12 protein-coding genes and 2 pseudogenes are annotated in these 19,749 nt (G+C 41.0%); 6 read left to right on the forward strand and 8 right to left on the reverse strand.

Annotated elements, in window-relative coordinates:
• Window positions 1-76: 76 nt before the first annotated feature.
• Window positions 77-2,548, forward strand: a complete 2,472-nt coding sequence (locus PQO01_RS02930; protein WP_274312550.1) for an SUMF1/EgtB/PvdO family nonheme iron enzyme — start codon at window positions 77-79, stop codon at window positions 2,546-2,548.
• Here the strand turns inward: PQO01_RS02930 and PQO01_RS02935 are convergent.
• From PQO01_RS02935 to PQO01_RS02970, 8 genes and pseudogenes are all read right to left on the reverse strand, one after another.
• Window positions 2,537-3,604 (reverse strand): sialate O-acetylesterase, encoded by a 1,068-nt coding sequence (locus PQO01_RS02935; protein ID WP_274312551.1) that lies wholly within the window; start codon window positions 3,602-3,604, stop codon window positions 2,537-2,539. The genes PQO01_RS02930 and PQO01_RS02935 overlap by 12 nt on opposite strands.
• 472 nt (window positions 3,605-4,076) lie before the next feature.
• Window positions 4,077-5,159: a GntR family transcriptional regulator gene (locus PQO01_RS02940; protein ID WP_274312552.1), complete on the reverse strand. Its 1,083-nt coding sequence runs from the start codon at window positions 5,157-5,159 to the stop codon at window positions 4,077-4,079.
• Window positions 5,152-6,219: a GntR family transcriptional regulator gene (locus tag PQO01_RS02945; RefSeq protein WP_274312553.1), complete on the reverse strand. Its 1,068-nt coding sequence runs from the start codon at window positions 6,217-6,219 to the stop codon at window positions 5,152-5,154. Before PQO01_RS02945 ends, PQO01_RS02940 begins: the two co-directional genes overlap by 8 nt.
• A 223-nt stretch (window positions 6,220-6,442) precedes the next feature.
• Window positions 6,443-8,074 (reverse strand): sulfatase, encoded by a 1,632-nt coding sequence (locus PQO01_RS02950; RefSeq protein WP_337994445.1) that lies wholly within the window; start codon window positions 8,072-8,074, stop codon window positions 6,443-6,445.
• A gap of 181 nt (window positions 8,075-8,255) precedes the next feature.
• Window positions 8,256-8,702 (reverse strand): annotated as a pseudogene (locus PQO01_RS02955) (transposase); the annotation flags it as partial.
• A gap of 233 nt (window positions 8,703-8,935) precedes the next feature.
• The gene (locus PQO01_RS02960; protein ID WP_274311999.1) at window positions 8,936-10,255 is read right to left on the reverse strand and encodes an IS1380 family transposase; all 1,320 of its coding nucleotides are present in this window, start codon (window positions 10,253-10,255) and stop codon (window positions 8,936-8,938) included.
• Between the two features lie 86 nt (window positions 10,256-10,341).
• Window positions 10,342-11,004 (reverse strand): transposase, encoded by a 663-nt coding sequence (locus PQO01_RS02965; protein ID WP_274312554.1) that lies wholly within the window; start codon window positions 11,002-11,004, stop codon window positions 10,342-10,344.
• Window positions 11,005-11,137: 133 nt separating this feature from the next.
• On the reverse strand, window positions 11,138-12,547 hold the full coding sequence (locus PQO01_RS02970) for an MFS transporter (RefSeq protein ID WP_274312555.1): 1,410 nt from the start codon (window positions 12,545-12,547) through the stop codon (window positions 11,138-11,140).
• A 258-nt stretch (window positions 12,548-12,805) separates the two neighbouring features.
• Here PQO01_RS02970 and PQO01_RS21585 point away from each other — a divergent pair.
• The 5 genes and pseudogenes from PQO01_RS21585 to PQO01_RS02990 form a co-directional block, all read left to right on the forward strand.
• A pseudogene (locus PQO01_RS21585) lies at window positions 12,806-12,976 on the forward strand (type II secretion system protein); the annotation flags it as partial.
• A gap of 15 nt (window positions 12,977-12,991) precedes the next feature.
• Window positions 12,992-13,588 carry a hypothetical protein gene (locus PQO01_RS02975; RefSeq protein WP_274312556.1) on the forward strand — a complete coding sequence of 199 codons (597 nt, stop codon included), beginning with the start codon at window positions 12,992-12,994 and terminating at the stop codon, window positions 13,586-13,588.
• A 29-nt stretch (window positions 13,589-13,617) separates the two neighbouring features.
• A complete protein-coding gene (locus PQO01_RS02980; protein ID WP_274312557.1) occupies window positions 13,618-14,202 on the forward strand; it encodes a hypothetical protein in 585 nt (194 codons plus the stop codon).
• Between the two features lie 72 nt (window positions 14,203-14,274).
• Window positions 14,275-15,183 (forward strand): hypothetical protein, encoded by a 909-nt coding sequence (locus PQO01_RS02985; protein WP_274312558.1) that lies wholly within the window; start codon window positions 14,275-14,277, stop codon window positions 15,181-15,183.
• Window positions 15,184-15,399: 216 nt separating this feature from the next.
• Window positions 15,400-19,731: a PVC-type heme-binding CxxCH protein gene (locus PQO01_RS02990; protein ID WP_274312559.1), complete on the forward strand. Its 4,332-nt coding sequence runs from the start codon at window positions 15,400-15,402 to the stop codon at window positions 19,729-19,731.
• Window positions 19,732-19,749: the final 18 nt, after the last annotated feature.

The raw sequence follows: 19,749 nt of genomic DNA on the forward strand, positions 1-19,749 counted from the left end.
AGGACAAAATAATTGGTTTAGATGGGCGTTTTATTTTGTAAGTCAATAAGTAATGATTTCTAAATTCAGGTCAGATATGATAGATAAGTTTTATAAATACCCCGCTTTTGTCGCTATGATTAGCTTTATGTATCTTGGTGCCCTTACACTTAGAGCGGAGGAGATAAATCTCAGCTCTCAAGGACAGGTATTGGAGCAGCAATATCATCAGGAACTTATAAGCTTACAAAGTGAGCTCCTAAAAAAAGTTATGAAAGTGAAATCTGCTTCCCAGCGAGCAAGTATCATAAAGAGCAGTGAGCTAGATGCTAAGCTGGCAAAATTTGTCGTTCTACATGAAGCAAGTCCCAAAACTTTAGCGAGCTTTGCGCAGCAGAGTGCGGAGCACGCAAAGTTGATCAGTGGCTTACTTCAGGACAACGAACTGATGGTTCAAATGCTCATTGCGGATGGCGCAAAACAGCCACATATAGGCAGAAGTTTAGGTGTGTCGCAATATGGGCCAGCAATCAAAATTTACAGGGGCATTCAAAAGGCCAACGGACTAGCTAATGAAGGTTTGTTTCAGCGTTTGGCACTCGCTATTAGTTTGGAGCACGCTGTCCCCATTGTGCAGGTCAACCCTGAATCAGCGGTCAATGCACCTGAGTTTGTGGATCCGCTGAAACGTTATCAGCATTATGAGAAGGCTTATTTGGATGGTGAGTTAGATACAAATTTTAGAAATCTAAGTGTTTGGGAATTGCGCATGGTCGTCAATGGTGACGAACCGAATGATGTCCTGACCTGGGGGCGCAAGACATTGCGCAATTATCGTCCCGATCACGTGACAAAAAGTGCTGAAGGCTGGCGCTATGTTGGCATTGTGACCAGTGACGTTAATTATGGTTCAGGGGATGTGAAGTATGATTTACCTGACTTGCAAAAGTATCAAAATATCTTAATGAATGGCGGAGTCTGTGGACGTCGGGCATTTTTTGGACGCTTCATTCTTAGGGCTTTTGGCGTTCCAACGATTGCCCGGCCAAGTCGTGGTCATGGTGCGTTAGCACGATATACAAGCGAAGGCTGGACAGTTTGTCTCGGTGGTGGCTGGGGAGCTGGTTGGACTAAGACTCTTTATGTTAAAGACAAAGATTTCCTCGCCAGCTCTCAGGCAAGAAAAGATCAAGAAGCCTTTCTTCAAGTTAAACGCGCACAGTGGATCGGAAGTGTCTTAGGTGAAAAAACCATTTATGGAGAACACGATAAAAATGAGCCGGGCGTATGGAATGACTTAGCCCTCAAAAAGCAAAGTGAAATCATTCAGGACTTAAAGTCAAAACCCTTGAAAGCTTTGGGAGCTAATTTGGGCGAGGCGGATGGCAAGTCATATGAAAAAGGCAGTAGCCCCCAATTAGCACAACTTGATCGAAAGATAAAGTACAATAGCGATGGCAGTATTTTGATTGCCGCAGCGGCTTATAATCAGGATGGGGCTAAAGGCGTGACAAGTATGAAGAGCTTTGATGGTGGTTCACAGATCTTTTTACCGCGATTTGATTTACAGGGAAAAACTCTGTTGCGAGGTGGGTCATGGAAAGGAGATGCCAAGGCCTGTTCTTCGGGTTGGCGTTTGCCGAGCAGTGGCTATGGTCAGTATGAAAACTGGGGTTTCAGGGCTGCTATGACTCATAGTGGAGGGTTAGCGCCAAAAGAGTTAAGTATCAAAATTAATGATGAAGTCAGTATCGACTTTGTGTACATAAAACCTGGCTCTTTTACTATGGGTGGTGAAAGTAAAACTGATAGCAAGTGGACTTGTGTTGAGCTACCTAAGCATCAGGTAAACATCACGAAAGGATTTTATCTTGGGAAATACGAAATTACCCAGTCTCAGTTTGAGGCTGTTATGGCGTATAACCCGAGCCGATCCACAAAAGGCCTTAATTATCCCGTGGATAATGTTTCCTGGAAAGAAGCACTAAAATTTTGCGAAAATATTTCTTTAAAAAGTAAAAAGAAAATACGCCTGCCAAGTGAAGCGGAATGGGAGTACGCTGCTCGAGTTGGTAGTTCAGGTAAATGGTTCTTTGGCAAAGATGCAACGCAATTAGATCAATACGCCTGGAATAAAAATAATGCTGGGAAAAAATCTCATGAAGTGGGACAGAAAAAACCGAACCCTTGGGGATTATACGATGTCTATGGCAATGTTTTGGAAAGAGTGGCAGATATCTATGATAAAAACTATTATGCAGAGAGTCCACAGAATGATCCCAAAGGGCCTCAGCAGGAATTGAAAACTCAGTTTGAATATGAAATAGAAGTCACAAAATCCGGCGTGTATTCATTGACGAGTATGATTGTGACCAACAAGCATAGCCAAATACTTTCTCTTGAGCTTAATCAGCAAAGGCATGACATATTTTTACCTTTCACTCTCGGAGAATGGCAGGAGACTTCACCTATTAAAGTGAAATTAAATCACGGTAAAAATACACTGAGATTTTACCGCAATTCACCTCCTCAAAAGGGCGTGGCCATTAAATCTTTTTTACTTCAATAATTCTTCCATGGCTTTGCCCATGGCGAGGCCAACGTTCATGTAAGTTTTTGCATTGCCGCCATAGTGACTATTGGAGGCCCCACCCATGCTAAGCGGATGGCTATAAACTGTGGCCGCATCACCCTTGAATTCAGTATTTTTCTCTAAGGCAAACATGGCGTCGATAATAAGCTTTTCATTTCCTTTGGCACTGTCTTTGTTTGTTTGACCAAGGGTTGCTACAACCATTTTTGCCTTTGGACTAGCAAAGTCTTTGCGTAAGGATTTAAACAAATTCACGAGGTTCTGTTCATACTTGATGGCGTGACCAGTGTTGTAGCGGTCTTTATCTCCCTGCCACCAAAAGAAGCCGGCGACTTCGTAGCTCTTGGCGCCAGGATAATACTTTTCAAGATTATTAAGAACGTTTTTAGCTCTAGCTACGTCGCCGTCATACTGCAGTCCGGCTTGCCATTTAATGGCTTTGGGTTCAGTACCTTTCACCCAGCGATCGGGGCTTTGACCATAACCAGCGTAGACAAAAGTCTTCATTTGCTTGGACTTTTTGTCTTTATCTTCGAACTCGTAAGAAGGACTACCTGGAGGAAGTAAATCCCAACCTAGGCTACGGTTACCAATACAGCTTTTGAGTATGAGAACAGGATCGTCATACAAGTTGCCCATGTAATGACCGATACCAATTTCCGGGCCGATTTTACCGTTCTTTATCGTCATGAATTCATTTCTTTTGACACCACCTCGACCTTTTGGTCCTCCACTACCCATGGTAAAAACATTGCGAACGTCCTGGCGCGTTACCCAGCTACCTTTGTCGTCTTGAAGAAATGGATAGAGTCCCTCTTTTTTGACAGCGTAGTCAAGACAACCATCTTTGCCACCGGAGATCTTGCCAAAGCCGAGCATATTAGATTGGCCCATGAGAATAAACACTTTAACGGGCTTGGACATGTCGATAGCTTTACCTTTTGGATCAAGCAGATCATTAGCTTGGAGTGATAAGCTCGAGATTAATAAGATACTTAATATGGAGTAGAAAATTTTCGATACATTTCCCATGCGTGGTGCCTCTTAAGATTTTTATATTTATAGTGTATAGCTTTGTATAATAAAGAATTACGAAGTATGGACTTAAATATTTTATATTACTTAGATCTTTGACGACATTTTGACGAAAAAATTATAGGATATGTGCAAAATCTCCCAAACTTATGAACTGAGTATTTCGTATAAGGTCCTTATCATAAAATATGTCATGGTTTCACCATGAGAATCGTTTTTTATATCATATTCCCTGGGGTTCACACCCCAGGCTAGAAGGTTTCATGGCGATGCCATGTAAAACGAATCCCAAAGGGATGGCTCAACAAAATCGTAGAGGAATAGAACGACTCCGATGTGAGAGCTATACCAAAATTGATTATAATTAAAGCCACCAAATTAAGCGCTGGCTACAAAAGGCAAAAGTAGCGGTGCCTTGTTACGGGTTCAGGAATTCAACTAATTCTTAAAAAGAAGCGCTGATTAAAGATTAGCGATATACGAGCTCTGGGATAATATAATCGAGTTGCTTGTGTTCTGGACCCTCAATTTCGATGACTCTGAGTTGGTGGGCAAGTGCAAAGGCAATTTTTTCTGGATCAGGAAATAAGCTAGTGAGTTTATTGTTACTTGCGATTTCACTATTGTCAGGACAAAAAATAAGCGAACAAGTTTTATCTACACTGGCTAAACTTGAGATGAGGAATTGTGCATCTTTATCAGAGAGCGCAAAGTAGGCATCGCCTTCTTGGTGATCTTCGGCAACTTGTATCCATTGATCAATCATTTGATTGTAGTCAATAGGAAGGATGAGTTCTTGGATTTCACTAAGATTCCTCCCTTTTTCCAGCCACACTTTTTTAAAGCCGGTAACGCGAAAACTAAATTGCTCATGCCAGTAATCTGGATAGTTCTGGCTAACACCAATGAGTTTCATGCGCTTTATATTTTGATGATGGTGAGCAATGATGTGAGTAGCTAAAAGCTCTCCACCACAGACATTATCTATGCGCACACCGACCGGAAGGTGAAGATTAATAGGACTAAGACAAGACGTTACTATCTTATTTTGTTTTTGAAAATAGTCAAAGACCTCAGGTTTCCAGTCAGCATCACCCGCTAAAATAATAGCATCAAAAGCATCAAAAGATTTTTTGAGAATTTCATGTTGATCAAAGTAAATTTGGTAGTCGACTTCGAGGTTAAAGCTTTTTTTATGCTTCTCGAATGCTTGATAAATGCGACCAACAAAGTCATTCCCCAGGCCCTCTTTATTTTTTTCGCCAATAAAGCAAAGTTTGATAGGTTCACCAGTATCAAGGCTATTGGGGACAAATTTGGGATTGGCTTTGTAGCGCCCGCTAGTCATGGGGTAGATATAGTTCTCTTCATAAAGTCTTTTTAGGAGAGTCGAAATCGTTTGTCGCGAGATACTATACTGTTCGCCAAGAGTCCTTACAGGAGGGATTGGCTTGTTGGTCGGGAAAGCTCCTGTAGCAATACTCTCTTTGAGTGATAGTAAGATGCTATCAGACTGAATTTGAACTGATTGGAAGACTTTATCTTTAGGCATTTAAATCACTCCCGAGAAGATTTTGTGGTGAGTTTCGTGTGATGACTTTGCCCGGGATGATACTTGGAGCTAAATCATCTTGGCGACGCAATTGCTGAATGAGAGCCGTGCAAAAGGCTTTTATATCTGAGCCTATACTTGAGACTGATAATTCGTCAAGGCTAGGGTGCTGATCAGCGATGGCGACGACGGCCTGAGGGAACCATTGTTCTTGTTTAGCTAAAACATTGTGAAGTTCGGGCAGGTAATCGGGAGAGAAGAGAATAAAAGCGTGCTTGTCATCGCTATCTTGAAGCTCATTTTTAAAGCTAGCTAATCGTTGAAACAGGTCTTTTTCCACCGCAATAGTTTTTATGTTGCGCTCCAGTTTACCGGCGCGCAACCAAGCTTTTAGCAGACCTAAATAATAGAGTTGCTCGATAGATGAGTTTTCATTGCTAGATCTGACCACAACAAGTTTAGTGAAATGATCGCCACAGACTTGTTGGCCAGCTAATTCTCCATAGTGGAAATAATCAATTCTGACTAAGGGTGAATAGGGCGTGCCGAGGGCTGGATTGAGGGCGACATTGGCAATTTCCTGAGTCTTTAATTGTGGCTGGATTTTTTGAGCCCAAGGAGCAGCCAGAATAGTGGCGTTATAGCCGGAAAAATCTTTCACAGAAGCATTGTATTCAGCTGGTTGAGCGCTGAGTGAGCTGGTGATTTTAAGACCTTCTTGATGTTCACAGAGATACTGAAATATTTTCGCTTCAAGGGGATCTTCCAAGTAGCCCTTGCCCTGACTAGCAAAGAGTAGATTTAGAGGCGCATCTCCTTTATTTCCAAAAATAAAGCGGGGGTGAACTTTGTAGCGACCCATCTCGTTACTGATCAAGTATTGCTCTTCGCAGAGTTGACTTACGGCATTCCAGATAGTGTGGCGTGAGCTACCAATGGCAGTCGCTAATGTTCGCAGGGGTGGTAGTAGTCCCGCGGTAGAAAAATCACCTTTAATAATACGTTCTTTGATGATCTGACTGACGTCTTTTTGGCCGAGGCGTTTTTTAGGTGTAGGCATAGGTAGAACTCTTTCATTAGCTGTGCTTATAAATTAGTTAATAATAGCTTAGCTATCAATGCTGATTTCATTATAAAACCCAGATTAGCGTAAAACAATAATGACAAAGCCATTTTTTGTCAAAAAATGTCTATCTTAAATTTAAATACAGCTCTATTCAAGGGTGCGAGAAGCCGGTGGCTAAGAAGCACGAGTCTGATATGGAGGGCTTTAGTAAGGCTGCTTACTCGCTTGTTTTGATTCTTGAGGTCCTTCCTAATGGCCAAGGTGATTGATGTTCAATGAAAATGTTTTTGAATGGTCGAGCTTTTGGGAGCTGAGCTTTATAATTGGGATTGCTGATTGGTATATAGCGCGTCTCTACCGTGCTGTTGATCCAGTGATTGAGTTTTTTGAAGAGTTGCTTGATGCGTTCTGGCTCTTGTTGCGATAGGTTGTTTGCTTCTGCTAAATCGGATTTCAAATTATAGAGCTCGAGGCCACCCTCCCAGTTTAAAATGAGTTTCCAATCACCTTGGCGAATAGCCGAGCGTGGTGCAGTGAGTGCGCCTTTTGTTAGGCCGACTTGAACATAAAAGGGGTAATGCCAGTAAAAGCTATCTCGTGAGTAGGCTTTGCTTTGGGGATCAGATAGCAGGGGTACGAGCGATTGTCCATCGCCATAAGTCTTATATGAATCTAAACTTTGACCACTTAAATCGAGCAGGGTGGGGAAGATATCGTTGATGTCGACAGCACGATTACAGGTTTTTGCGGTGTACTTGCTTGGATACCAAATAAAGAGCGGGACGCGAATGCCGCCTTCATAGAGCAGGGCTTTTTCGCCTTTGAGTGGAGTGTTATTAGTAATTGTTGCCTTGCCATTTTCGTCTGGGTGAACGATGCCACCATTATCGGACATGAAAATAATAATAGTGTTGTCGAGTTGATTAGATTCTTTTAAAGTCTGTATCATGGCACCGACGCAATCGTCCATCGCTTTTAGCATGCCGGCATAAGTTGGGTTGCTCTGCTGATTCCAGCCGCGAGTCTTTTTTTGAGCAAAATGTTTAATGTCGGCTTTTTTGGCTTGTAGAGGAGTGTGAACCGCAAATTGACAGAAGTAGAGTAAGAAGGGCTTGTCAGCTTTTTGATTTTGTTTGATGTATTGGCAGGCTTGCTCGGCGAGGTCGTCGGTGAGGTAGTCCTTGCCGGTTGCAGTCCCGCTTTTTCCTTGATGAAGTTCACTTTGCGCCATTTTTTCGTGCTGTTTTATCTTGCGATCCCAGCGTTTTCGCCAGTTAAAATAGGGTGAGCCACCGGCATCAAACCAAGCAATTTCTTCAAAACCCTGATCGGCAGGTGCAAAGCCTTTTGAGCCGTGACCACCCAGGTGCCATTTGCCGATAAAGGCCGATTTATACTCTGTCATAGCTTCCGCAAAAGTGACTTCGTCCAAGGGTAGAGCAATATTTGTCATTCCTTGAGTCAGCGGCCATGGAGCTCGATCAGTTTTGTGGAAAAAGCCATCTTGTGCAGCAAAACCAGTAGGGGGTGTTTGTCCTTGGTTATAATGGGTTTTGTATTGTCCTGGGGTAGCGGTCATAAAGCCATGTCTTGAGGAATGTTTCCCGGTGATTATACTCGAGCGACTCGGGGAGCATAAGTTAGAAGCATAGGCCTGGGTGAACATGACCCCTTGATCGACTAATTGATCAATGTGGGGAGTCTCGTAAAAAAGTTCAGATCTATCGATATTTTTGATTTTACTGGCATAGGCAGCCAAGTCCATGTAGCCTAAGTCATCTGCTAGAATGAATATAATATTGGGCTTTGTCGATGATTCTTTTGCTACAAGCTGATTGGCGCATAGAATAAAAAGAAAAAGATATACAAGTGATCCTTTTGCAAAAGTCCTGAATTAGAGTGATTAAAAAGTTCATCCAGGATAAATCTTAAGATCTCGCTCACATGTATCTCGAAATTGGATACATGTGAGTATAAACAAGCCAAAAATGGACGCAAGTTGATCATGACGTATAGTTTTATGTTAGTTGCTAAATAGTCTTGAAGAGTTGGTTTGCTGTTATTGCAATAATGCCAAACATTAGATGAGTCATGACTTTTGCATGTCCTCGTACTCTGATCATCCTACCACCATAGTTGTCTTTTAAGTTCGAAAAGACTCTTTCAACAGATGACCGCTGTTTGTACCGTTCTTTTTCAGGCGGGTCAAAAATCTTTTTCTCCCCAGTTTTTCTAGGATTGTGATCAATAATAGATTTATGTCCTAAAAGATGGCTGAATTTATGGATAGAAGGTGAATCATAGGCTGCATCCATTAAATCATATAAATTAGTTATGCGTTGTGCGCTAATCTGTGCTAAAGGGATTGCCGCTTGGCTGTCGTGTAAAGACGCTGAACTCAATAGGCCTGCGACTGGTATATCTCCATCAATACAATCTAAGTGAAGCTTGTAGCCTTTCCATGAAACTTTATAACCATCCTGAATCCGTGATCAGGTTTTGAGATTCATGAGATAATGGTTTGGTCGAGTAATTCTTAGATCGTTTTTATCCCAGATTGTGAGATGTCCTTATTTCTTAAGCCTATCGCTCGTGATCAGGTGTCTAAGGATAGTAAATATAGCAATTTCTAAGGCAATTCACCCAACTTGGACAGAGTAAAGCACAAAACTCAATAAAAGAGCTTTGCAATAAACTTCTTATTAGTGGATTAAAGGCTAAATGATATTTTTTGATACAGCTTAAACCAAGGGCTATGTCGACCAAACTTGAGAGTTTCATCTCCTGCGTGCTTTACGTGTTTACAAGCGGTTAAAATCAAGTCACGTATCACGCACCGTAGGCGGCGTCGTTGGGCTTTGATTTTAATTGGAGCCAAAGATTTATTATGGATAAGGTGATTACCAATGACTCTGAGCACATTAAAAGCGAGCATAGCGCAGTGCAAAAAGAATTGATTCGCTTTAAATTTCCCTGAGGGTAAACGCTCTACATTCATATCGCTCTTCAATTCGCTATGGAACTGCTCACTGGTTCCATGATCGTGATAAAGTTCGATCACATCCTCGGCTTCTAAAGGTAAATTCGTCCAATAGGTCTCCACTTCGATTTCTGGCATCAAAAGTCGATTGCCATCTTGATCTTCGAGTCGTTCCGTAACTTTAAAAATAACAGGAACCACTTTATGTTCTTCATTGTTTCCAGGATGTTTGTGATGGAGTTCACCGACAAAGACACTCTTACCATCTCGAGATTTAAGCTGTCGCCCTAAACGCCGTGCGTTGGATAGCCACTGTTCTTTAGATTCCTTTCTAAGGTTCCGTTTAATCAGAAAATATTGATCATCAGGAAGGTGTCCGAAATTAACCTCAGCATCGTGAGCGGAATCTAAACGAAGTAGTACGGGGTGCTTAAGCTTTAATTTTTTGATCATAGTAAAGCTGTCATCTAAGAACTCTGGCATCCCTTTTTGTGCATGCTGTGAACCTGGACGCAGCTCATTATTTAGCATAAAGCCCTCAGTTCCAAGGTAGGCAAACATGGGAGAAAATCCGTCATGATTTTTATATGTCCAACTCACATTTTCTTTATGGCTACCGGAGTTATCCATGGGTGATACATCCATATCGAGTGGAATAAAATTCATCCCCCCTTTTGATATATTACCTATACACTGTTTTTTGAGCAGGTTTGTATTCGCTGATTTTAAATGCACTTCATGCTCAGAAGACATGATTTCTAGTCGTTGACGCAAACGTTCCTCGGATGGAACTTTGTTTAATCCAAGTGATTTCATAAAGACTTCGTTTTCACGAAACTGACTAATATCTGTGAAGCGTTCACGCCCCTGAATCAGTAACCCCACCTGTGATTTGAAAATATCTAGATCTTGAAAGATATGATTGGCCTTGTGATCTGTATTGAACTCATCGTCAATTTCACTTTGTTGAAGGACTTGGCCACCTAAAAATATTCCGCCAATACTGTGAAGGGAATCATTGCCTGTGTCGAGTTTAAATGCTTTATTCATGAGAAAACCTGTTGGGTGATTTTGGTGTCGTAACTTAAATTACTATAAACCAACAGGTTTTCTTGTTTTTAAGCTGTTTTTTAAGATCAGCTCACGGATTCAGGACCATTACTGTTTTTCTTTGTCCCTTTATTACAGTGCGTTGGGAGCTCTTTTAAGTTTTCTTCAAGTGACCGGTCGACCTGCTTTTCCACTACGGTTTTTTCTTTAATTCGGATCTCACCTTTTTTAGGCCGCCCTCGTTTCTTAGGGGCTTTAGGCTCAGCCCCTGGTTCAGACATGACTTTTTCTCTAGCTTCAATTGCTGAAGAATCTCTACTAATGTGCGGTACTAAGGTGTCTCCACAATGTTTTACCACTAAGAATTCATGGATTCTTTGGCAGAGCTGAGAGGCGGTGATTTCTGCAAATACTCTAGAAAAAGTACTTTCATGAGGAAGCTGTTTTGCAAATTCCCAACCACATAAACGACGTATCTTTGTACTTGATTTGAGAAAGTCTATAAAAGATCTTGTTGTATCGAAGTTATAAACGGATTTGGCTATGTAAGCTTTCACTATATTAAAATGATCTTTCGGAGGTCGCCCAAATCCACACCATTCAAATTCATGGCTGAACTGATCAAGCTCAGTTATTGTGCAGATGCGAACAAACTCTTTCTCTTTCTTAGTTAATTCTCCGCCTAAAAGTTCTTCTAAGCCTGGAAATAAATACTTTTCTATGGTATCCCATAAGCCGGGTAGATTCATGTTTTTTCTCTTTTTGTTTTGGTAACTATTGAGATAACATGTTTCTACTTTTATTCAGCTTGTTTTATGACTTTTGCAAAAGGCTCAAGTGGTATTTTATTTACAGTGGAAGTCTGGGGCATGATGAGTTTCCTTAAGTTAATGGATTAGCTGAATTTCTAGTATCTAGAAGACGCCGGGTTTCTGCTGATTTAGCTCGAGTGATGGGGTAAAAAATAAAAATGATAATGCCGGCAACTAAACCGCTGGCTTGAATTATGATAAAAAGCCTATAGAGGGTGCTCGCCACTGCTACATCAACACCTTGTGAGGCATCGCTTAGGCCAGTAGATCTGATAACTAATCCACCTAAAAGTCCCGTAAGTGCAACACCTGATTTGAGCGCTAAGCTTTTGACTCCACCAAACATGCCTTCTCGACGCCTGCCAGTGCGTAACTCGTCTTCGTCACAGATATCTGCGGTCATCGAGTCGATGAGTAGCCAGCAAGCTTGTTGACCCATGCCATAAAAGAAAAAAGAAATAGCTTGAGGATGGAATTTAAAGCCCCAGAATTCATGGACTTGGTAGCCTGCTTGCATCGTGAAAATCATGGAGCCCACCGAAATGAGTGTTAAAGATAGGCCAATGATCATGGTCTCTTTCTTTCCTGTCTTAGCTGATATAATGGTGGCGAGGCGAAGGCCTAGGTAAGCACCTACAACGGCAAACATGCCAGCGAGTGCGGAAACCTCTGCCGCTAATTTTTTATTGCCGTCAAAAACGTGATAGATATTGACGTAAAGAGCTAAGGCTCCAGAAGTGAGTAAGCCTGTAATAATAATAAGGTAGCCGCTGAGTAATAAGCGAAAGGGCCCCCCTTTGATCGTTTCGACAAGAGCTTTCCCGAGCTTGAGTTTTTCTTGTTTCTTTTTAGGGATATTTTCGCGACAAAGAAAAGCAGGTATTAAGCCAGTAATAAGCACTGTTACCGCGACAATGAGGCTAACCCAGCGAGCGCCTTTGAGGATGTCGCCCTCAAAAATATCGTGCTGGCACCAGGCGTATAGGTTTGGGATACAGAGGCCTGCGATCAAGCCGGAATACATACGCCAAGTCATGACCTTTGTTCGTTCATCATAATCATTACTTAATTCGAAGCCCAAGGCAGTGTATGGTATGACAAACATAGTGTAGGTCAGTGCATAGACAGTACTGATTACAGAAAAGTAGATAATCGAGGCTTCTTTGCCTGAAAAAGGTGGCATCCAAAGTAAGGGAAGTAAAATAGCGCTCAGTAGAGCTCCCATAAAAACCCACGGGCGTCTGCGGCCCCAGCGACTTCGGGTATTATCTGAAATATTTCCCATTAGAGGATCGGTTAAGGCATCAAAAAGACGGGGGAGCATTAGCGCCATACCGACCCAAACAGGATCTACACCGAGTTCAATATTATATATAGGGAAGGCAAGAACTATCAGTATTTGAAACATGAAGTTGTCGGCCCAGCCACCCATGCCCCAAGAGATGCGTGTCTTTAGGGGTACTAATTGATTTTGATTCATATCTTATCAAATTTTTATTTATTTAAATATTCATCACAATAGAGCTTATGTTATTTTTGTCAATATAAGTCATTAAACACACCGGATTATACTGTATTTCTTCTGTGGTTGAGGGCCGTGCCTCTTCTTCTTAACTATCTTTAAATTAGATATAAAGTTGTTTTGGGTAAAAAATAATGCCAAGTCTTGACATTATTCAATAGAGGTCTTATCATATAATAATTAAGACTCAATCAAGAAATGTAAGAGGGTAATAAAATGCAGAAGCGCTTTACTTTAATCGAGATCCTGGTTGTAGTAGCAATCATAGGTATACTTGCGTCACTATTACTTCCGACGCTAGGCAGTGCTAGGGAGAAGGCTAGGCGTGCTGTTTGTAAGTCTAATCTAAGACAGATTGGTGTAGCCACTGTAATGTATACTAGTGATAATGATGGGTTTTATATGACTCAGCTTAATGATGTGTCCTGGGATGATAAGTTAAGTACTTATGATTCACGGAACTTAACAAGTATCCAAATGAATAAACCAGAGAATAACTTTGGTACGGTAACGGGAACTTCTGCTGATATGCATAAACTCTACACCTGCCCATTTGATGATGTGTCGAGGGTGGGGTCGCGTTTCACCAGGTCTTATACTCCCAACGCTTACACTACAGAGGGATGGGCTAATATCTGGAGAGGGATAGCGGGAGGTGAGGATGAATCACGACAAATAAGCTCTGTTTCGGCCCCAGCTAAAAGTATAGCTTTTTTTGAATTCCAAGATCAGTATAATGGGGTCGGTGGTACTGATAATAATAGAAATAGGCACTCGGCATATATGCTTGCGATAGTTATAAATTCGGGCTTAGAATATACTAAGCATGCTTATGAATCGTCGAATTATCTGATGATAGACGGCCATGTTTCCTTTATGACGTACAGAAATAGTGTAGATGTCCATTCTCAACGAACGGGCTATCGCACAGCGAGTAATCCTTACAGCGTGGGTCTTGGTAGTAATAACCTCATAGGTACTTACTGGGATTGTAATTAAATTCAAAATAATAAAATAAAGAGAGTAATATGAAAAAATGTATAGTTACAATATTGATCAGTCTTGTGGTTTCTTTCACAGTTTCGGCAGAACTCATTAAAGATGGGAAATTTTTAGAGCAGAGTGCATACTGGAAGCTTGATAAAGGTAGTGAATATAAAAATATAGAGCCCCAGTTTCAAAAATCCTTTCGGATAAAAACTACACAGAAATCAGAACGTCAATACTTGATGTTGGGCACAGTTGTACAGGCAAAAGATGGTGTGGCTTATCGCTTGAATTTCAGTCTGAGGGCGAAAGGAAAAGGAGATCTTTGGGTCGCTTTAAGAACAGCTTGGAAAAAGCCGAAACCAGTTACGAAACATAAAAGAGAAAGTATAGGTTTAATTGCTAAATTTTCATACCAGCCTCAATGGCAAAATTACGAGGCGTATTTTATTTCTGGAAAGAATCCGGATTTAGCCATTTTTAATAAAAAATTGTTTTTATTATTAGGTGAATTCAATGGAGAAGTAGAGTTCAAAGATGTTTCTCTCAAAGAGATCCCTTCTATACCACCAGAGATTAAAGTAGGTAAAAATGGACATCTAGCTATAGTTAATATGAGTATTTAATAAATGGATCAAAATTTATGAACTTTAGTTACGTTGGCCATTTATTTAAATCAGTAGAAAAAGGAAGTTAATTTGAAACAGTACTTAATAGTCATTGCATTATTCCTCTGTAGTTATTCTGCTTTAGCTGAATCGAAAAATGTAAAGAATCCTTGGGCTTATCTAGATAATGGCACGGTGCGTATTGGTATTGACCGCTCACGCGGCGGCTGTATCGGGTTCTTTGGGCAGAGTAAAACTCAGCGCAATCTACTCAATCACTTCGATGAAGGGCGTTTTGTACAGCAATCTTATTACGGTGATAAAGATGGCTCCAACTGGAATGGCAAGCCATGGATTTATAATCCGGTACAAGGCGGTAGTTGGGATAAGCAGCCATCGCGTTTACTTGATTTTAAAGTGAATCAAAAAGATAATAGTTTGTATTCCAAAGTGGAACCACGGCGCTGGTCGAGTGCTAAGCCTTGTCCAGAAGCGATTATGGAACAGCAGATTAAACTCAAGGATAATATTGCCTGTATCACTTTTACTATGAATTACAGTGGTGAAGATCATAAGAAGAAACGCCACCAGGAAATGCCTGCAGTATTTATTGATGGTGAGTTAAAGAATTTTTATTACAGTAAAGAAGGCAAGCTGGTTCAAGTAGATCCAAGAATCTTGGCAGAGAACGGTAAGCCTGGGAAAAGTGGCTTAGAGTTGGGGAAATCTACATCTGAATGGCTTGCCTATGTCGATGAGAATAAATGGGGCGTTGGAATTTATACTCCAGGAACGACAGACTTTACAGTTTATAGAGCTTTGGGAAACGGCACGACCGGCCCCGATGGCTCGGCGTGTTCATACGTTGCTCCACTGCGTACCTTTACGCTAAAAAAGGGGCTCAAAGTTGAGTACACAGTTTATATGACCATTGGTTCTCTCAAGCAGATAAAAAGTCGTTTTGAAAAGCTAAAGACCAAACAAAAACATTTAAAATAGTCACAAACATTATTTTAAATTAGCTCGAGCGTGATTTTACTCGCTTTAATACTTTCGTGACTTTGTAGTGAATAAATATCATTTATTTACAAACTTTGTTATGTGAAAAAATTATCACAATAAACTCAGATAAAGTCTGAACCTACTGATACAGACTTATAAGATTTTTTGAAAATCATAATAGAAAATAATAAATTAATAAAAGAAGAGACCTCCATGAAATGGTTTAAAAATGTAATTTGTTTAGTGGCCTTATCCGGCTCCTTAGTAGGTGCGCAACTAGAGTTAAAAGATGGCGACCGTGTTGCTTTAGTAGGTGGTACTTTTGTTGAACGAGAGGCTGAGCAAGGCTTCATAGAAACGTATCTAACCTTAGCGAATCGAGATAAGGAGATACAATTCCGCAACTTTGGTTGGTCGGCCGATACGGTCCGAGGCGATTCGCGTGGCTACTTTAAAGTGGCAGAAGGCTATGGCTTACTATTACAAAAAGTCAGCAATAGCAAGCCAAGCGCTATTGTCCTTACTTATGGAGCCAATGCGTCTTGGTCCGGCAAAGCAGGTCTACAGTCATTTATAAAAAATTATAGTGCTCTGATTAATGATTTAAAGATACGCACAAAAGCTCGAATAATCCTTATGAGTACACCGCGTCAAGAAAACCTTGGAGCGCCTTACCCCAAGCCGCTAAAACATAATAAAAATCAACAGCTGTATTTCTCTGCCGTTGCTCAATTGGCTCAGCGACAGGGCTTGGATTTCATTGACCTCTTTAATGAACTTGGAGATGTGACAGGTCTGACGTCAAACTCAATACACCTCAATGAAGACGGCTATCGTAAAGTAGCCGAGGTTTTGAGTGGATTAAAGAAATCACATTCACAAGTCATTACAAAAACAGGGCTTAAGCCGGGTAAATACAAGCTTCAGGCCAAGGGGCGTACTTTAATTTTAGCTGATGCTAAAACCTTTGCTAAAGGTATTGAGATCCATGGACTTAAGCTACATGAACGTCTTCTTCAAAAAGAAATCTTAGAAAAAAATGAGCAATTTTTCCATTCATGGAGACCTCAAAACACGACTTATCTCTTCGATTTCAGAAAGCATGAGCAAGGACAAAATGGTAAGGAAATCAAAGAATTTCTTACTTACATTGATAAGCACGAAGAAAAGATTCAGCAATTAAAAAATCTAGAAGATATTTCTTACGAAATTGTTCCTCAGATCATGCCCGTACTAAGTGCAAAGAGAACAGGTGAAGAACTTATCTTATCGGCTGACGATGAACTCAAAACTTTTACTCTTCCCGAGGATCTAGAGCTCAATTTATTTGCAGCCGAACCGATGATTATTAATCCCACGAATATGAATTGGGATAATGAAGGGCGCCTTTGGGTGGCTTGTGCGCCGGGCTATCCACAAATTAAGCCAGGTCACATGGCGAGTGATCAGATCGTCGTTTTAGAAGACACTAATAATGACGGTAAAGCCGACAAGCGCCACGTGTTTGTGGATAATGTACTTATACCCACTGCAGTATTGCCTGGTAATGGTGGTGTCTATGTCGCAAACTCTACAGAAATTGTACATTACAAAGATACTGATGGCGATATGAAAGCTGACAGCAAAAAGGTCATCATGTCGGGATTTGGTACTGAAGATACACATCATATCATTCATACACCTCAATGGGGTCAAGATGGTATGCTTTACTTCAGCCAATCGGTTTACATTCACAGCCATATTGAAACACCTTGGGGAGTTAAACGTCTGATGGCGGGGGGAATTTGGCAGTACAACCCTCATACAGAGAAATTAAAAGTTTATTCGAGAGGTCTAATTAATGCTTGGGGTTTTAGTATCGATAAATACGGACAAACCTTTGCGACTGATGGTGCGGGTAATCAGGGTATTAACTACCTCTTCCCCGATGTTGCCCAGCTAACCGCTCACGGTACAAACCACCTCTATCCAGGACTCAATCCAGGTCAGCCTAAGCACTGTGGTTTAGAAATTATTTCAGGAAATCATTTTCCTGAAAAATATCAGGGGCTCCTTGTGACTAATGACTTTCGCGGGCATCGCATAAATACATTTAGACTTAAAGAAAATGGTAGTGCTTTTATATCTAGACAAGAAGGAGACTTGATGTCCACCGGCTCAGGGAAAATTGACTTCGATGGTAAAGATGGTGGCTTTCGTCCCGTGGATGTAAAAATGGGCCCCGATGGCGCGCTTTATATTGCGGATTGGTCAAATATTATTATTCAGCATGGGGAAGTAGATTTTCGTGATGCGCGTCGTGATCAGAGTCATGGTCGTATTTGGCGCATAACTGCTAAGGACAAGGCTCTATCAACTAAGCCCTTGATTGCTCAGGCTTCTACTGAACAATTGCTCGCAAATTTAAAATCTGACGATCGCTACACAATCGATAAAAGTAAGCGTGAACTGATTGAGCGTGGAGCTCAGGAAGTTATTCCAAAACTGAATCAGTTTTTGTCTCAAGAACAAAGTGATTATACTAAGTTGCAAGCGCTCTGGTTGCGCGTTGGTTTAAACACACCCGATAATCAACTACTCAAAGAGATGCTCGCTGTTAAAGATTATCGTATTCGTGCTGCTGTAATTCGAATAGCGGCGCAACAATATCTAGAGATGGCGGGCTTAATTGATTCATTCAAAATCTCAATCAAAGATGATTCACCAATTGTCCGATTGGAAACAGTTAATGCCTTACGCCTTATACAATCTACTCAATCAGTTGAAGTTGCATTGCAAGCACTTGATAGTGAGCTCGATAAAACCATTGATTACGCACTAGTACTCAACGTAAGAACAATGATGGATCATTGGATCGGAAAAACACTTTTTAATGGCAATAGTAAGCACCTAACTTATGCTGTTAACGCTAGTCGTAATCCTAAAGCTTTGCTGGCCTTGTACCAGGCCTATAAAGCTGGTGAAATCCCTACTAAAAATCAAGATGATGTACTGCGTTTGATCGGTGAACTCGGCAATCACCAACAAGTCACAGAGCTCTATAATTTGGCGATGATGCAAAATACGAGTCCTACTAGTCGAAAAGTTATCTTACAGTCATTGCTTAAGACTAGCCAATCACGTGGAATTAAACCACAATTGAATTTCGATGGGCTAGGAAAATACCTAAGCGATAAGCAATTAAGTTCCGTAATTAGCCAATTAATTGGTGAGTGGCAGATTGTTAGCTTGGTTCCACAGCTGGCACCTTCAGCCTTACAGGGTGAGGATGCAAGCCTTACTGCTCTCGCAAAAATCAAAAGTCCTAAATCCGAGCAAGTTCTCTTGTCAGTGATTGAGAAAAATAAATCTACTCAAATTTCCGTCAAAGCGATTGCTGCACTTGCTTCTATTAATATGAAAAGTTCGGTGGAGCATAGTCTCGCAGCCTTTGAGCATGCTAGTGCTGATCTGGATTATGGACCTATTTTTGAAGTCATTCTTAAAGATAAAGAAGGTCCGGCTATTCTTAGTCATGCTCTCAAAGGTAGGAAGATAAATGCTGCAGTGGCTCTCCTCGGTGTACAAAGAGCCAATATGGGCGGTCGTGATTTAAGCCAACTCATTTTGAGCCTCAGTAAAGCTGGTGAACTCAAGCCCATGAAGCATACTCTGAGTCCCCAAGAATTGCTCGCCATGGTGAAAGCTGTACGCGAAAAAGGCAATCCACATTTGGGAGAAAATATTTATCGAAAGCAATCCATTGCCTGTATTAACTGCCATGCCATTGGCGGTGCGGGACCGAAGATTGGGCCCGACCTCATTAGTATTGGAGCATCGGCCCCGGTGGATTACTTGATTGAATCCATTCTTCAGCCCAGTAAAAAAATCAAAGAGGGCTACCATATGACAATGGTGTCTACTAAAGATGGTCAAATGATTGCGGGTTCGCAGGTGTCTGCTAATAAAGAGCAGGTGCTTATTCGCGATGCGCTTGGTAATATTACTAAAATTCCGACCAGAAATATAAAACGTAAAGAGGTCAACCCCATGTCAATGATGCCACCTGGTCTCGCTAGTTCACTTAGTGAAGAGGAGTTCATTCACTTGATTGCCTTCCTTTCTGAACTTGGTAAAGAGGGCGATTTTAAAATGTCACCTAAACGTACAATTCGTTCTTTTGGTACGACCGGTGAGGCGATCAATAAACGCACTTGGAACAAACTTAAAACACTTAGTTTTAATAATAATTACGCCAAAGTAGATGGGACTATTCCACTTAAAGATAAGTCTATGTTTCCAAGTTCTACACCCGTGATTAAATTTGATTTAGAAGTGATCAAGAAGGGGCAACTAACACTTCAATTCTCAACTATTGAAGACTTAAACGCCTTTAAAATAAACCGTGAAAAACTGAAGGTAGATCCAGTTAATAAAACAGCTTCAATTGAAGTCGATAAAGGTAAAACGAGTATCATTATTTTACTCAATAAAAGCTTTAAAGAAGATGACTTAAAAATTGCTATACTGGAAAACAAAACCACGGCCTTAGTGAAATTAAATTAATCAGTTCCATGGTCCTCA

The organism is Lentisphaera marina (assembly GCF_028745505.1).
Classification (GTDB): Bacteria; Verrucomicrobiota; Lentisphaeria; order Lentisphaerales; family Lentisphaeraceae; genus Lentisphaera; species Lentisphaera marina.

Coding starts and splice junctions, on each gene's coding strand:
- PQO01_RS02930 (WP_274312550.1), top strand. CDS start 77: ATGATAGATAAGTTTTATAAATACCCCGCTTTTGTCGCTATGATTAGC.
- PQO01_RS02935 (WP_274312551.1), bottom strand. CDS start 3,604: ATGGGAAATGTATCGAAAATTTTCTACTCCATATTAAGTATCTTATTA.
- PQO01_RS02940 (WP_274312552.1), bottom strand. CDS start 5,159: ATGCCTAAAGATAAAGTCTTCCAATCAGTTCAAATTCAGTCTGATAGC.
- PQO01_RS02945 (WP_274312553.1), bottom strand. CDS start 6,219: ATGCCTACACCTAAAAAACGCCTCGGCCAAAAAGACGTCAGTCAGATC.
- PQO01_RS02960 (WP_274311999.1), bottom strand. CDS start 10,255: ATGAATAAAGCATTTAAACTCGACACAGGCAATGATTCCCTTCACAGT.
- PQO01_RS02965 (WP_274312554.1), bottom strand. CDS start 11,004: ATGAATCTACCCGGCTTATGGGATACCATAGAAAAGTATTTATTTCCA.
- PQO01_RS02970 (WP_274312555.1), bottom strand. CDS start 12,547: ATGAATCAAAATCAATTAGTACCCCTAAAGACACGCATCTCTTGGGGC.
- PQO01_RS02975 (WP_274312556.1), top strand. CDS start 12,992: ATGACTCAGCTTAATGATGTGTCCTGGGATGATAAGTTAAGTACTTAT.
- PQO01_RS02980 (WP_274312557.1), top strand. CDS start 13,618: ATGAAAAAATGTATAGTTACAATATTGATCAGTCTTGTGGTTTCTTTC.
- PQO01_RS02990 (WP_274312559.1), top strand. CDS start 15,400: ATGAAATGGTTTAAAAATGTAATTTGTTTAGTGGCCTTATCCGGCTCC.